This is a genomic window from Nocardioides sp. W7 (genome assembly GCF_022919075.1).
Classification (GTDB): Bacteria; Actinomycetota; Actinomycetes; order Propionibacteriales; family Nocardioidaceae; genus Nocardioides.
On the sequence record NZ_CP095078.1, the window covers coordinates 807810 to 820101 of the forward strand.

Below are 12292 nucleotides of genomic sequence, written 5' to 3' on the forward strand. Positions count from 1 at the left end.
GAAATGGTGCGAAGGAGGTCGGGATGCGGATCGGCGAGGTTGCCCGGAGTGCGGGGGTGACGGTGAAGGCGGTGCGCTACTACGAGTCGCTCGGGCTCGTGCGCGCCGGCCGGCTGCCCAACGGCTACCGGGAGTACGACGAGGCGCAGGTGCACCGGATCCGCGAGATCCGGACGCTCGGAGAGCTCGGCATCACCGCCGAGCGGACCCGCCCGTTCCTCGACTGCCTCGACGCCGGGCGTCCGTCCGGCGACGACTGCCCCGCCTCCCTCGACACCTACCGCGAGGCGATCGCCGACATGACGCACCGGATCGCCCAGCTGGGCGACCGGCGCGACACGCTCGCCGACCGCCTCGCGGCCGCCACCGCTCGCACCGCACCCGTCCCGCGGTGCGAGCTCGTCCCCGAGGAGATCCCATGACCACTCTGTCCGCCCTGCCCGGCTTCACCGCCGTCACGGACGCCACCTTCGCCACGGAGGTGCTGGCCTCATCCACGCCCGTGCTGGTCGACGTCTGGGCGGCGTGGTGCGGCCCGTGCCACCAGCTCGGTCCGGTCCTGGCCGACGTCGCCGCCGAGCTCGGCGACCGGCTGCGCGTGGTCACCCTGGACGCCGACGCCCACCCGGCGACCGCGGCGGCCCTGAAGGTGCTCGGCCTGCCGACGATGAAGGTGTTCCGGGGCGGCGAGGAGATCGGCGCGATCGTCGGCAGCCGCCCCCGGCGCGCCCTGCTCGAGCAGCTCGAACGGATCCTCGCCTGAGCGACGTGTCCGATCTCATCCGCTCCAAAGTCGCGCCGGTGCCGTCGGATGTCCGATCATGTTGACTCCAAGCCCGAATCTGTGGAGTCCGAAGGAGCGATGGTGTCCGAGCTCAGCACGGCCCTGCACGACCTCGCAGGAGCCGACCCGGGCGCGGCCGACGAGCTGCTCGCTCTCATGCACCGGGTGCACCTCAACCGGGGCGGCGTGCTGTTCACGCAGGGCGACCCGGGTGCCTCGATGTACGTCGTGGCCAGCGGCAGCCTGAAGGTCACCCGCTCGGCCTCGCGGGACCGGCCGACGATGCTGGCCGTCCTCGGCCCGGGCGACGTGCTGGGCGAGATGTCCCTCCTGGACGCCACCGACCGGGACGCGACCGTCACGGCGGTGGCGCCCACGGTCCTGCTCGAGCTCTCCCGCGCCCGCTTCGACGAGGAGCTCGGCCGCCGTCCCGACTTGGTCCGGGCCCTGCTCGGCCACCTCGCCCGACGGCTCCGCACGTCCAACGACACGGTCTCCGACCTCGTCTTCTCCGACGTCCCCGCCCGGGTCGCCCGGATGGTGCTCCGGCTCGGCGAGCGCTTCGGCGTGCCGAACGCGGACGGCGCCGTGGTCGTGGAGCACCAGCTCACCCAGTCCGAGCTCGCCCAGCTGGTCGGCTCGGCCCGGGAGACGGTCAACAAGGCGCTGGCCCGGTTCGCCTCGGAGGGGTTGATCGACGTACAGCAGCGGGTCATCACCATCCGCGACCAGGAGCGGCTGCGCGCCTTCGCGTCCTGACGTTCGCTCGTGGCGGACCCGACCTGACATCTGTCATGGAGTTCTGCTGATCTTCCGCACTGCCGCGGACCCCTGGGCGCGGCGAGGCTGGAGACATGGCAACCGCACCGGCAATCCCCCCTCCCCCCGTCCTCGAGGCCGCGCTGGAGATCCGCGACCTGCGTCGGTCCTACGGCACCGGTGACGCGGCGTTCGAAGCCGTCCGCGGGGTCGACCTCACCGTCGAGCGCGGCACGGTCGTCGCCCTCCTCGGCACCAACGGCGCCGGCAAGACCTCCACCCTCGAGGTCGTCGAGGGCCTGGCCGCACCGTCCGCCGGCACGGTCCGCGTCTTCGGGCTCGACCCGATCACCGACCGTGCCGAGGTACGCCGGCGTACCGGCGTCGTCCTGCAGGACAGCGGCTTCTCCGGCGACCTGACCGTCCGCGAGACCCTCACGATGGAGGCCGCGACCGCGACCGACCCGCGACCGGTCGAGGAGGTCCAGGCGCTGGTCGACCTCGACCACCGCGCCGACACCCGGGTCCTCTCCCTCTCCGGCGGGGAGCGCCGACGCCTCGACCTCGCCTGCGCCCTCCTATGCCGTCCCGAGCTGCTGATGCTCGACGAGCCCACCACGGGGCTCGACCCCGAGAGCCGGCGGCGGGTCTGGGACCTGGTCCGCGACCTGCGCGCCGACGGCAGCGCCGTACTCCTCACGACCCACTACCTGGACGAGGCCGAGGAGCTCGCGGACCGGATCGCGATCATGCACGCCGGCCGCATCGTCCGCGAGGGGACGATCGCCGAGGTCGTCGCGCAGCAGCCGTCCACCGTCCGGTACCTCACGCCCGACGGCGAGACCACCACGCTCGAGACCGACGACCTGCAGTCCACCCTGACCGAGCTGCTGTCCTGGGCCGCCACCAACGGCGTACGCCTGGACCGGCTCGACGCTCGCTCCGCGTCGCTGGAGTCGACGTTCCTCGCGCTCGCCCAGGCACCGGAAGGAGCCCTCCGATGACCACCCTGACCTCCCTGAACACCTCCCCCGCCCTGCGACGCACGACCGGCCTCACCCGGGCCAACGCGCTGCTGATGCTGCGCAACCGGCTGAACCTGGCGTACGGCTTCGTGCTGCCGTTGCTGCCGATGGCCTTCCTGCTCGTCGGCGACCGCGGCGAGGTCGGAGCGGCCGGGATGGCCCTCACCTCGACGGTGGTGATGGCGGTGTTGTTCCCCGTCTACTACAACGTGCTGTCGATGACCGTGACCCGCCGCGACGAGCTGGTGCTCAAGCGGATCCGGACCGGGGAGACCCGCGACCTGGAGCTGCTGACGTCGCTCGCGCTGCCGGGCGTCGCGGTCGCGCTGATCGTCGGCCTGGCGGCGATCCCGATCGCACTGGCCCTGGGTGCGCCGATCCCGGTGAACCCGGTCCTGTTCGTGCTGGCGGTGCTCGTCGCGGCCCTGGTCTTCGCCGTACTCGCCTTCTGGACCGCGGCATGGACCAGGAACGCCGAGGCCGCCCAGATCACCAGCATGCCGGTGATCCTGCTGGCGGTCGTCGGCCAGGTGGCGGTGAGCCTCCCCGAGGAGGTCCGGCGCTGGGTCGACCTGACGCCCGGCGCGGCGATCACCGACCTGGTGCGCTCCTCGTGGCTGGGCCTCGAGGGCACCTCGACCGACCCGACGCTGGGCTTCGGCGGGAGCTGGGCCGCGGCCGGCCCGCCGCTGCTGGTGCTCGCGGCCTGGACGGCGCTCGGCGTCTGGCTGACCGCCCGGTCGATGCGCTGGGAGCCGCGTTCGTGATCGGCACCGGCAGGGCAGGCTGTGGGGCATGAGCTCTCGCAGGTGGCGGTCGTGGGCCGATCGGGACCAGGTCGACCGCGTCGACCTGTACACCCGGCAGTCCCTCTACGTGCTGCTCTGGAGCTTCACCGCCCTGACCGCGGTACAGGCCTCGCACGAGGTCCCCGCCGAGGACAGCGGCCTGGCGGTCGCGGTCGCGGTCGGGGGTTTCGTCGTCACCCTGGCCGCCCACCGGGTCCTCTCCGACGTGATCGCGCTCTACCCGGCGTACCGCCCGCTCCCCTGGCGCAGCCTCGGGCCCTTCCTCGGACTGTCGGTCGTCGGCTTCCTGGTGGTGCTGACGTTGCCGACCGAGGTCCGCGGGTTCGGTGTGATGCTGCTCTGGTCGGCCGCGGCCTGGTCGCTGGTGGGGCTGCGCGGCCGGCGGACGACGGCCGCCGTGCTCGTCGTGCTCGCGGCTGCGCCCGCGCTGGCGGCCCGCGAGCCGTGGTTCCTGCTCGGGGGCCTCGCGATCGCGCTGTTCGTCCTCTTCACGGTGCGGGCCTCGCTCTGGCTGCTCGGGGTGGTGCGCGAGCTCGACCGGGCCCGCGCGACCAGGTCGGCGCTCGCCGTCGCCGAGGAGCGGCTGCGCTTCTCCCGCGACGTCCACGACGTGCTCGGGCGCCGGCTCTCCGCCATCGCCCTGCAGGCCGAGCTGGGCGCCAAGCTGGCCCGGAGGGGCGACCCGGCCGCCGCAGACCGGATGCTCGAGGTCCGCGAGGTCGCGCACGAGGCGCTCCGTGAGGCGCGTGAGCTGGCCCGCGGCTACAGCCCGACCGACCTGGCTCAGGAGCTGGAGGGGGCGCGCTCCCTGCTGCGCTCGGCGGGCATCGAGGTCGCCCTCGACGTCGAGGACCTGCCGGCCGAGCTCCACGAGCCCGCCGGCTGGGTGGTGCGCGAGGCCGTCACCAACGTGCTCCGGCACTCGGAGGCGACCCGCGTCGTCATCTCGTACGACGGCGCGGCCCTGCGGGTCGCCAACGACCGGCCGACCGCGGCCGACGGCGGCGACGGCACCGGGCTGAGCAGCCTCGCAACCCGGCTGGCCGGCGTCGGCGCGACGCTGGAGGTCGAGGGCGGCGAGGACCGGTTCGCGGTCGTCGTACGCCTGAGCGACGCAGGGGTGCTCCGGTGATCCGGCTCCTGCTCGCCGACGACGAGCACCTGATCCGCACCGCGCTCGCGCAGCTGCTCGACCTGGAGGACGACCTGGAGGTCGTCGCACAGGCCGCGTCCGGCGACGAGGTGCTCGCGGTCGCGCGCGCCCAGGCGTTCGACGTCGCCGTCCTCGACCTGCAGATGCCCGGGTCCGACGGCATCTCGGCCGCCCAGGAGCTGCTCCGCCTGCAGCCCGGCTGCGCGGTGGTGATCGTGACCGGCCACGGCCGGCCCGGCCACCTCAAGCGGGCGCTGTCGGCCGGCGTACGCGGCTTCCTGCCGAAGACCACCTCCGCCGCGACCCTCGCGTCGGTGGTCCGGTCGGTGCACGCCGGCGGCCGGTACGTCGACCCGGAGCTCTCCGCCGAGGCGATCGCCGCCGGCGACAGTCCGCTCACCCCGCGCGAGGCCGACGTGCTGGAGCTCGCCGCCGACGGTGCCCCCGTCGAGGAGATCGCCCGCCGCGCGTCGCTCTCGCCCGGCACGGTGCGCAACTACCTGTCGAGCGCGGTCACCAAGCTGGACGCCGTCAACCGGCACGACGCCGCCATCACCGCACGGCGGCTGGGCTGGATCTGACGGGGACGCGCCAGCGGACCCGTCGTTGGTGGTCGAGCGAGCCGCGCGAGGTCGCGACCGGCGGGTCGAGACCTTGATCGGGTGTCGCGAGCGCTTCAGCGCCAGCCGAGCTCCGGACGGTGGTGGTGCCGGCGACTGCGCCGCCGGGACGCGACGAACACCCACACGCCGAGGCCGAGCAGGACGATCGGCAGGTGGGTCAGCACGGTCAGCGTGACGAGCACGCCCAGCACCAGGAGGAGCGGGGCGGGCAGGCCGTGGTGCGGCCCACCCGCCCAGTAGCCGCGGCTGCGGCCGGCGCGCTCCGGCGCGCGACCCGGCGTACTGCCCGGGCCGGGGAGGTCGTGGAAGAGCGGGACCAGATCGGCGCGGGTGCGCGCGGACCAGACCTGGTCCAGGCGGTCGCCGTGCTCCTCGGTGCTCAGCCGGCCGGCCGCGAAGTGCTCGCCCAGGGCCGCGGCCGCCTGCTCGCGCTCCGCGTCGCCGATCCGCAGCTGCGCCTCGCTCATGCCTCGTCCGCCTCCTCCACGCTGTCGTTGTCGCCCTCGGCGAGGATGCCGTAGAGCTTGCGGCGGGTGTCGACGAGGACGTCGACGGCCGCGCGGCGCTGGGTCTCCGAGCCGGTGGTGACGATCTGCCAGACCGCGCCCATGACCTGCCCGATCTCCGGCTTGAGGTCGGCGAAGTCGCTGCGCTCCTCGCGCTCACGGTCCTCGAAGGGCGTCCACACGGCGGCGAGCTCGTCGGCGCGCTCGGCGACGTACGCCTCGCCGTCCTCGGTGAGCCGGACGGTACGACGCCTGCTGGCCTCGTCGACCTCGACGAGGCCCTCGTCCTGGAGCTGCTGGATGGTCGGGTAGACCGAGCCCGGGCTGGGCCGCCACGCGTCGCCGGACCGCTCGGTGATCTGCTGGATCACCTGGTAGCCGTTGATCGGATCGCCCTCCTGCGCTGTGCGGAGCACGTCGAGGATGGCCGATCGGACGTCACCGCGGCGGACCCGCGGGCCCCGCCGGCGCTCGCCCTGGTCGAGCCCGAACAGGCCGGCCACCCACGGCGGCGGGCCCTGACGTCCACCGAAGCCGCCGAAGCCGCCGAACTGGCCGTCGAAGGGGCCGCCGCGTCCGCCGCGGCCCGGGTGCTGCTGGAACTGGCCCTCGGCGTACCGCGACCACTGTCGATTGAATCCACGCTGTCCCATCTGGGACCTCCTTGTTCTGGGTATCGCGGTCAGCCGGACGTCCGAGTGACTGTCGCGACGGTTCGCGATATATCGTGAGCGTACGCCGATGTGTCGGCGGGCTCAAGACAAAATCACCGCCCAGGTGGAGAAACTGGCTGCTCTGTCGTGAAACATCTCGACAGAGGCGCGCAAATCTCCACCTAGGCGGTGAATCTCCTCGCCGTTACCGCGCCAACCAACCCGCGAACGACTCGAACGAGTACGGCCGGCCGAGGAAGTCGGCGACCAGGTCGGCGGCGTCCTTGGCGCCGCCGGGCGCGAGGACGCGGTCGCGGTAGCGGTGCGCGACCTCGGGGTCGAACAGGTTGGCGGGGTCGAAGGCGCTGAACAGGTCCTTGGCGATGACCAGCGACCACATGTAGGTGTAGTACGCCGAGGAGTAGCCGCCGAGGTGGCCGAAGCTGGCGAACATGTGGGTGCCCTCGACGTACGGGAACGGCGAGTGGCGGGCCTGGAGCTCGCGCATGGCGGCGGTCAGGTCGGCGGGGCGATCGGTGTGGAACCAGTACGACATCGCGGCGTAGAACATCTGCACCCGGGCGTAGATGCCCTTGCCGTAGTCGTCGGCGGCGCGCATCCGGGCCACGAGATCGGCGGGGATCGGCGCGCCGTCGGCGTCGGTCGCGAAGGTGGCCAGGATGTCGGCGTCCCAGGCCCACTCCTCCAGCATCTGGCTCGGCGCCTCGACGAAGTCCCACTCGGTGGCGACCCCGGCGAAGCGGGCCCACTCGCCGCGGCCGCCGAGCACGTGGTGGACCAGGTGGCCGAACTCGTGGAAGAGCGTGACGACGTGGTCGTGCTCCATCAGCCCGCGGGAGAAGTTGCAGACCAGCACACCTTCGGGCAGCTGGCGCCCGGCGACGCCGTCGGTGAGGGTGAACTGGGCGGCGTGCTTGTACTTGCCCTCGCGGGGGTGCAGGTCGAGGTAGATCCGGGCGAACGGCTCGTCCGCGTCACCTTCAGGGCCCGACTCGACGACGTCGTACGCCGTCACGTCCTCGTGCCAGACCGGTGCGTCGGGCACCGGCAGGTACGACAGGCCGAAGAGCCGGCCGGTGACGTCGAGCAGGCCCTGGCGGACTCCTGCGAAGTCGAAGTAGCGGCGCACCTGCTGGGCGTCGACGTCGTACTGCTCGCGCCGCACGACCTCCTGGTAGTACGACGCGTCGCTGCCGGGGATCTCGGACGCGTCGGGGCGGTCCTGGCGGTAGCGCGCCATCAGCACCGCGAGGTCGCGCTCCATCGGCTCGGCCGCCGCGGCGGAGATCTTGTCGATGAACTCCGGGATGGCCGGGCCGGAGTCGATCATCTTCACGTCGGCGTCGTACGACGCCCAGTCGGCGTAGCCGACCAGGGTGGCCAGCTCGTGGCGGAGCGCGAACAGCTCGTGCAGCAGCGGCTCGTTCTGCGGGTAGCCGCGGGTCAGGAGGGCCACCGACATGTCGTGGCGCAGGGCGGCGTCGTGGGCGAACATCCGCACCGGCACGGAGTCGGGATAGTCGGTCGTGGCCGCGACGTTGCCGTCCGCGTCCGCGGGGTGCGCCTCCAGCCAGTCCTCCGGGAGCCCGGCGAACCGCTCGGCCGGCGCGGTGACGGTGCGGACGTCGTCACGGGTGTTGCGGCCGAACTCCTGGTCGAGTGCGGTCAGCCGGTCGTTGATCTCGGCGAGCCGGGCCCGGGTGGCGTCGTCGCGGTCGACGCCCGCGCGGCGGAAGTCGGCGAGCACCTTGTCGAGCAGCCGCGCGGCCCGGGCATCGAGGCCGGCGGGATCGAGGGCGGCGAAGACGTCGTACAGGGCGCGGTCCTGGCGCAGCGACGTGGCCAGCCGGTCGACGTCGACCTCGGCCTGCTCGCAGCGGGTGCGGACGTCCTCGCGCGGGTGCACGTTGGACAGCAGCGAGCCGACGGCGGCGACGTTGCCGAGCTGCAGCGCGATCTCGTCCCAGGCCCGCAGGACGCCGAGGGTCTCCGCGGGTGGCTCGGCACGGAGCTCGTCGACCAGCCGGCGGGCGGTGGCGAGCCCCTGGTCGGCGTACGTCTCGACCCAGGAGAGGGCGTCGTCGGAGCTGGGCAGCGAGAGCGGGGAGAGCGTCACGCGGGCAAGCGTAGGGGGCGGCGCCGACCTCGTTCAGGAGCCGAGCTGGTCGCGTCGGCGGGTGAGGTAGGCCCGCTCGGCGGCGTTGGCGGTGGCGGCGATGGCGGCGCCGTACGCCTCCCGGGCCTCGGCGCTGCGGCCGAGGCGGCGCAGCAGGTCGGCGCGGGTCGCGTGCCACGGGTGGTACGACGTGAGCGGCAGCCGGTCCACCTCGGCGAGCGCGACCTCGGGACCGTCGAGCTCGGCGACCGCGATCGCGCGGTTGAGGGCGACCAACGGGCTCGGGGCGATCGCCTGGAGGTGGGAGTAGAGGGTGGCGATCTGGCCCCAGTCGGTGGCGGCCGCGGTCGGGGCGTCGGTGTGGACGGCGTTGATCGCGGCGAGCAGCTGGTACTGCCCCGGCCGGTTGCGGGCCAGGCACTCGCGGACCAGGGCGTGCCCCTCCCCGATCAGCTCGCGGTCCCAGGCACCGCGGTCCTGCTCGTGCAGCGGCACCAGCTCACCGCCCGAGACCCGGGTCGGGCGGCGGGCGTCGGTGAGCAGCATCAGCGCGAGCAGGCCGGCGATCTCCGGCTCGTCGGGCAGCAGGGTCCGCAGCATCCGGCCGAGTCGGATCGCCTCGTCGGTGAGCTCGTCGCGCAGCGGCTCGGCCGCCGACGACGACAGGTAGCCCTCGTTGAAGACCAGGTAGACCACCGCGAGCACGGCGCCGAGCCGGTCCGACAGGTCGGTCGCGGACGGCACCCGAAAGGGGATGTTCGCGCCCTTGATCTTGGCCTTGGCGCGGGTGATCCGCTGAGCCATCGTCGTCTCGGGCACCAGGAACGCCGCCGCGATCTCGGCCACGGTGAGGCCGCCGAGCAGCCGGAGCGTGAGCGCCACCCGGGCCTCCGGGGCGAGCGCGGGGTGGCAGCAGGTGAAGATCAGTCGGAGCCGGTCGTCCGCGACGATGCCGGTCGGCTCGTGCGGGGTGTCGTCGTTGATCATCAGGGCCGCCTGGTGCTTGGCGTCGCGCTTGCGCTCGCGGCGGATCCGGTCGAGGGCCTTGTTGCCGGCCGTGGTGGTGAGCCACCCGCCCGGGTTGGGAGGTACGCCGTGGGCGGGCCACCTCTCGAGCGCGACCAGGAGCGCCTCGGCCGCGGCGTCCTCGGCGACGTCGAGGTCGCCGAAGCGCCGGGCCAGCGAGGCGACCACCCGGCCGTACTCCTCCCGGAAGATCTGCTCGATGGTCACTCCGACTGGAAGGGTCGGACCTCGACCTTGCCCTCGCAGGCTCGCGAGCCCTCGGCGGCCCACGCGAGCGCGGCGTCCAGGTCGGCGGCCTCGATGATCCAGAAGCCGCCGAGGTACTCCTTGGACTCCGAGAACGGGCCGTCGGTGACGATCGGCCTCTCGCCGGTGGCGTCGACGCAGGTGGACTGCTCGATCGGCATCAGGCCGCCGGCGAAGAGCCAGGCCCCCTCGGCCTGCAGCCTGGTGTTGAACGCACCCACCTGGGTGAACATGCGCTGCATATCGGCCTCGGTCAGCTCGGCCATCGCGGCGGCGCCGGCCTCGTCGTGGTGGACGGACAGGAAGTACTGAGTCATCGCTGGCTCCTCGTCTCGGGCGGCCCGTGCTGGCTGCCTCTCACTTCGTCTACGAACTGCGGGCGCCGGGTACGACACCGATGAGCCATCTTTTTCGATCTTCTTCGGGGATGCCATGCCGACGCCCAGCTTTCGCCTGCACAGCACCGTCCTCGGTACGCCGGACCCGCCCGGACTCGCCCGCTTCTGGGTCGAGCTCCTCGGCTACCGCTACCGCGACGGCGAGCCCGAGCCGGACGCCGCGTGGATCGTCATCAAACCGCCCGGCACCGACGACGTCGCCCCCGGGCTCTCCTTCCAGCTGGAGAGGGACCACACGCCGCCGACGTGGCCCTCCGGTCCGGGCGACCAGCAGCTGCAGCTGCACCTCGACATCGGCGTCGACGACCTGCCCGCGGCGGTCGCCCGCGCGGAGGCGCTCGGCGCGCGGCAGGCGGCGTACCAGCCCCAGGAGCTCGTGCGCGTCATGCTGGACCCCGCCGGCCACCCCTTCTGCCTGTTCGCCCCCGGCGGCTGAGATGGCCTCCGCGACGGACTGGGGATCGCTCTACCGCGGCAACGCGACGGCGGTCGCCGCCCTCGTCGGCGAGCTGACGCCCGCCCAGCTCGCCACCCCGGTACCGGCCAGCCCCGGGTGGACGGCCCACGAGGTGGTCGCCCACCTCGCCGGCGGCGCCGCCGACTCCGTGACCGGCCGGATGGCCGGGGCACCCGCCCCGGAGTGGACCGCCCGGCACGTCGGCGAGCGCCGGCACCTGCCCGTCGCCGGCCTCGTCGAGGAGCTGCTGTCGCACCAGGGCGCCGTGATCGTCTCGGTGGTCGACAACCCGCGACCGGCGATCGTGTGGGACATCGCCGTCCACCACGCCGACCTGCACGAGGCGTTCGGGCTGGGCGAGCCGGCCGAGCGGCTGTGGCGGCCGGTCCTCGAGGCCGTCGCGCCGATGATGCTGGGGCCGGTCGGCGGCACGGTCGACGGGGTGGCGCCGTACGAGCTCTTCCGCGGGCTGTTCTCCCGGCGCTCGCGCACCCAGATGCTCGCGTGGGGACTGCCGCTCAGCTCCGAGCAGCTCGACGGGATCTGCGTGTTCGGCCCTCGCGACGACGACCAGCCCGTCCCCTGAACTCGTGGCTTCGCGCCCTGTCGGAGCGGGCACCTACCCTGATCAGGTGCTCCCTCCTCGCTCCTCGCGACTGCTCGCCGCGCTCGTGTCCGTCGGTGCCCTGCTGACCGCCCCGCTCGCGGCGCCGACGCCCGCCGCGGCGTCGGCCTCGGCCTCGGCCTCGGCCTCCGTCGGATCCGTCGACTCGCCGTCGGCGCCGGTGACTGCGGCGAGGAAGGCGCGGGACCCGCGCAAGCGACTCGGGTTGTACGTCGACCCGCGGATGCCCGCCGCCCAGCAGGGTGCGGCGTACCGGCGGATCTCGCGGCAGCCCCAGGCCCTGTGGTTCACCGACTACTACCCGACCTCGTCGGTCCGGGCCGCGGCCCGCGACTACCTCGGCCGGGCGAAGGCCGCCCGCAAGACGCCGACGATGGTCGTCTACGCCATCCCCGGCCGCGACTGCGGCCAGCACTCCTCGGGAGGACTCGCCGGCCCCGCGGCGTACCAGAAGTGGGTGCGGCAGCTGGCGAAGGGGATCCGGGCGAGCCGGGCCAAACCGCTGCTGGTGCTCGAGCCCGACGCGATCGGGTTCTACGCCGACAACTCCGCGTGCGTGGGCACCCGCTCGTGGCCGGCGCTGCTGAAGTACGCCTCGCGCACGCTCACCAGGGCCGGCGCCTGGGTCTACCTCGACGCCGCGCACTCCGACTGGACCAACGCCAACGGTGGGGTGCCCGGCCGCGCGGCGCTGCTGAAGAAGTCCGGCATCCGCTACGCCCGCGGCTTCAGCACGAACGTCTCGAACTTCCGCTCCACCGCCACCGAGCAGGCCTACGCCGGCACCCTGCTGCGCGAGCTGCGCAAGGTGGGCGTGAAGGGCAGGAAGTACGTCGTCGACGTCTCGCGCAACGGCGCCGCCAACCCGGTCTCCGGCGACGTCATCAACCCCACCTGGGCGCGGCTCGGACCGGCGCCCCGGCTGCGCTTCAAGGGCGCCTTCGACGGCACCCTGTGGATCAAGCACCCCGGTGAGTCCGACGGGCCGGTCAACTCGTCTGCGCCCTCGGGCCAATGGTGCGACCAGCTCGCCGACCGGCTGTTGGGCCGGCCCGAATCCCCGGGCTGCTGAGAGCCGGGGCACGTCCGGC

Annotated in this window: 15 protein-coding genes; 10 read left to right on the plus strand and 5 right to left on the minus strand. The window is 73.4% G+C overall.

From position 1 onward, the window contains the following. The first annotated feature begins 23 nt into the window (after positions 1-23). From MUB56_RS03870 to MUB56_RS03900, 7 genes are all read left to right on the plus strand, one after another. On the plus strand, positions 24-422 hold the full coding sequence (locus tag MUB56_RS03870; RefSeq protein ID WP_244930601.1) for a MerR family transcriptional regulator: 399 nt from the start codon (positions 24-26) through the stop codon (positions 420-422). Next, positions 419-763 (plus strand): thioredoxin domain-containing protein, encoded by a 345-nt coding sequence (locus MUB56_RS03875; RefSeq protein ID WP_244930602.1) that lies wholly within the window; start codon positions 419-421, stop codon positions 761-763. The genes MUB56_RS03870 and MUB56_RS03875 overlap by 4 nt, the downstream gene beginning before the upstream one ends. A gap of 102 nt (positions 764-865) precedes the next feature. After that, the gene (locus MUB56_RS03880; RefSeq protein WP_244930603.1) at positions 866-1543 is read left to right on the plus strand and encodes a Crp/Fnr family transcriptional regulator; all 678 of its coding nucleotides are present in this window, start codon (positions 866-868) and stop codon (positions 1541-1543) included. 95 nt (positions 1544-1638) lie between these two features. Further along, a complete protein-coding gene (locus MUB56_RS03885; RefSeq protein ID WP_244930604.1) occupies positions 1639-2547 on the plus strand; it encodes an ABC transporter ATP-binding protein in 909 nt (302 codons plus the stop codon). Beyond that, positions 2544-3335 carry an ABC transporter permease gene (locus MUB56_RS03890; RefSeq protein WP_244930605.1) on the plus strand — a complete coding sequence of 264 codons (792 nt, stop codon included), beginning with the start codon at positions 2544-2546 and terminating at the stop codon, positions 3333-3335. Before MUB56_RS03885 ends, MUB56_RS03890 begins: the two co-directional genes overlap by 4 nt. 28 nt (positions 3336-3363) lie before the next feature. Beyond that, positions 3364-4509 carry a histidine kinase gene (locus MUB56_RS03895; protein WP_244930606.1) on the plus strand — a complete coding sequence of 382 codons (1146 nt, stop codon included), beginning with the start codon at positions 3364-3366 and terminating at the stop codon, positions 4507-4509. Further along, a complete protein-coding gene (locus MUB56_RS03900; RefSeq protein WP_244930607.1) occupies positions 4506-5111 on the plus strand; it encodes a response regulator transcription factor in 606 nt (201 codons plus the stop codon). Before MUB56_RS03895 ends, MUB56_RS03900 begins: the two co-directional genes overlap by 4 nt. Before the next feature lie 95 nt (positions 5112-5206). Here the strand turns inward: MUB56_RS03900 and MUB56_RS03905 are convergent, their stop codons facing one another. The 5 genes from MUB56_RS03905 to MUB56_RS03925 form a co-directional block, all read right to left on the minus strand. Further along, positions 5207-5620, minus strand: a complete 414-nt coding sequence (locus MUB56_RS03905; RefSeq protein ID WP_244930608.1) for a DUF1707 domain-containing protein — start codon at positions 5618-5620, stop codon at positions 5207-5209. Continuing rightward, a complete protein-coding gene (locus MUB56_RS03910) occupies positions 5617-6312 on the minus strand; it encodes a PadR family transcriptional regulator (RefSeq protein ID WP_244930609.1) in 696 nt (231 codons plus the stop codon). Before MUB56_RS03910 ends, MUB56_RS03905 begins: the two co-directional genes overlap by 4 nt. Before the next feature lie 205 nt (positions 6313-6517). Next, positions 6518-8449 (minus strand): M3 family metallopeptidase, encoded by a 1932-nt coding sequence (locus MUB56_RS03915; RefSeq protein ID WP_244930610.1) that lies wholly within the window; start codon positions 8447-8449, stop codon positions 6518-6520. Between the two features lie 33 nt (positions 8450-8482). Further along, positions 8483-9682 carry a sigma-70 family RNA polymerase sigma factor gene (locus tag MUB56_RS03920; RefSeq protein WP_244930611.1) on the minus strand — a complete coding sequence of 400 codons (1200 nt, stop codon included), beginning with the start codon at positions 9680-9682 and terminating at the stop codon, positions 8483-8485. Continuing rightward, the gene (locus MUB56_RS03925) at positions 9679-10038 is read right to left on the minus strand and encodes a YciI family protein (RefSeq protein ID WP_244930612.1); all 360 of its coding nucleotides are present in this window, start codon (positions 10036-10038) and stop codon (positions 9679-9681) included. The genes MUB56_RS03920 and MUB56_RS03925 overlap by 4 nt, the downstream gene beginning before the upstream one ends. Positions 10039-10153: 115 nt before the next feature. On the opposite strand from MUB56_RS03925, the gene MUB56_RS03930 reads away from it, so the two are divergent. The 3 genes from MUB56_RS03930 to MUB56_RS03940 are packed head-to-tail and all read left to right on the plus strand — an operon-like array spanning position 10154 to position 12273. Further along, the gene (locus MUB56_RS03930; protein WP_244930613.1) at positions 10154-10555 is read left to right on the plus strand and encodes a VOC family protein; all 402 of its coding nucleotides are present in this window, start codon (positions 10154-10156) and stop codon (positions 10553-10555) included. Position 10556: 1 nt separating this feature from the next. Continuing rightward, on the plus strand, positions 10557-11162 hold the full coding sequence (locus MUB56_RS03935; protein ID WP_244930614.1) for a maleylpyruvate isomerase N-terminal domain-containing protein: 606 nt from the start codon (positions 10557-10559) through the stop codon (positions 11160-11162). Positions 11163-11208: 46 nt separating this feature from the next. Continuing rightward, a complete protein-coding gene (locus MUB56_RS03940; protein WP_244930615.1) occupies positions 11209-12273 on the plus strand; it encodes a glycoside hydrolase family 6 protein in 1065 nt (354 codons plus the stop codon). The last annotated feature ends 19 nt before the right edge of the window (positions 12274-12292 follow it).

Excerpts from the sequence above, each read along its gene's own strand:
- MUB56_RS03885 (WP_244930604.1), top strand. The coding sequence starts at position 1,639 with ATGGCAACCGCACCGGCAATCCCCCCTCCCCCCGTCCTCGAGGCCGCG.
- MUB56_RS03890 (WP_244930605.1), top strand. The coding sequence starts at position 2,544 with ATGACCACCCTGACCTCCCTGAACACCTCCCCCGCCCTGCGACGCACG.
- MUB56_RS03935 (WP_244930614.1), top strand. The coding sequence starts at position 10,557 with ATGGCCTCCGCGACGGACTGGGGATCGCTCTACCGCGGCAACGCGACG.
- MUB56_RS03895 (WP_244930606.1), top strand. The coding sequence starts at position 3,364 with ATGAGCTCTCGCAGGTGGCGGTCGTGGGCCGATCGGGACCAGGTCGAC.
- MUB56_RS03905 (WP_244930608.1), bottom strand. The coding sequence starts at position 5,620 with ATGAGCGAGGCGCAGCTGCGGATCGGCGACGCGGAGCGCGAGCAGGCG.
- MUB56_RS03930 (WP_244930613.1), top strand. The coding sequence starts at position 10,154 with ATGCCGACGCCCAGCTTTCGCCTGCACAGCACCGTCCTCGGTACGCCG.
- MUB56_RS03870 (WP_244930601.1), top strand. The coding sequence starts at position 24 with ATGCGGATCGGCGAGGTTGCCCGGAGTGCGGGGGTGACGGTGAAGGCG.
- MUB56_RS03910 (WP_244930609.1), bottom strand. The coding sequence starts at position 6,312 with ATGGGACAGCGTGGATTCAATCGACAGTGGTCGCGGTACGCCGAGGGC.
- MUB56_RS03875 (WP_244930602.1), top strand. The coding sequence starts at position 419 with ATGACCACTCTGTCCGCCCTGCCCGGCTTCACCGCCGTCACGGACGCC.
- MUB56_RS03925 (WP_244930612.1), bottom strand. The coding sequence starts at position 10,038 with ATGACTCAGTACTTCCTGTCCGTCCACCACGACGAGGCCGGCGCCGCC.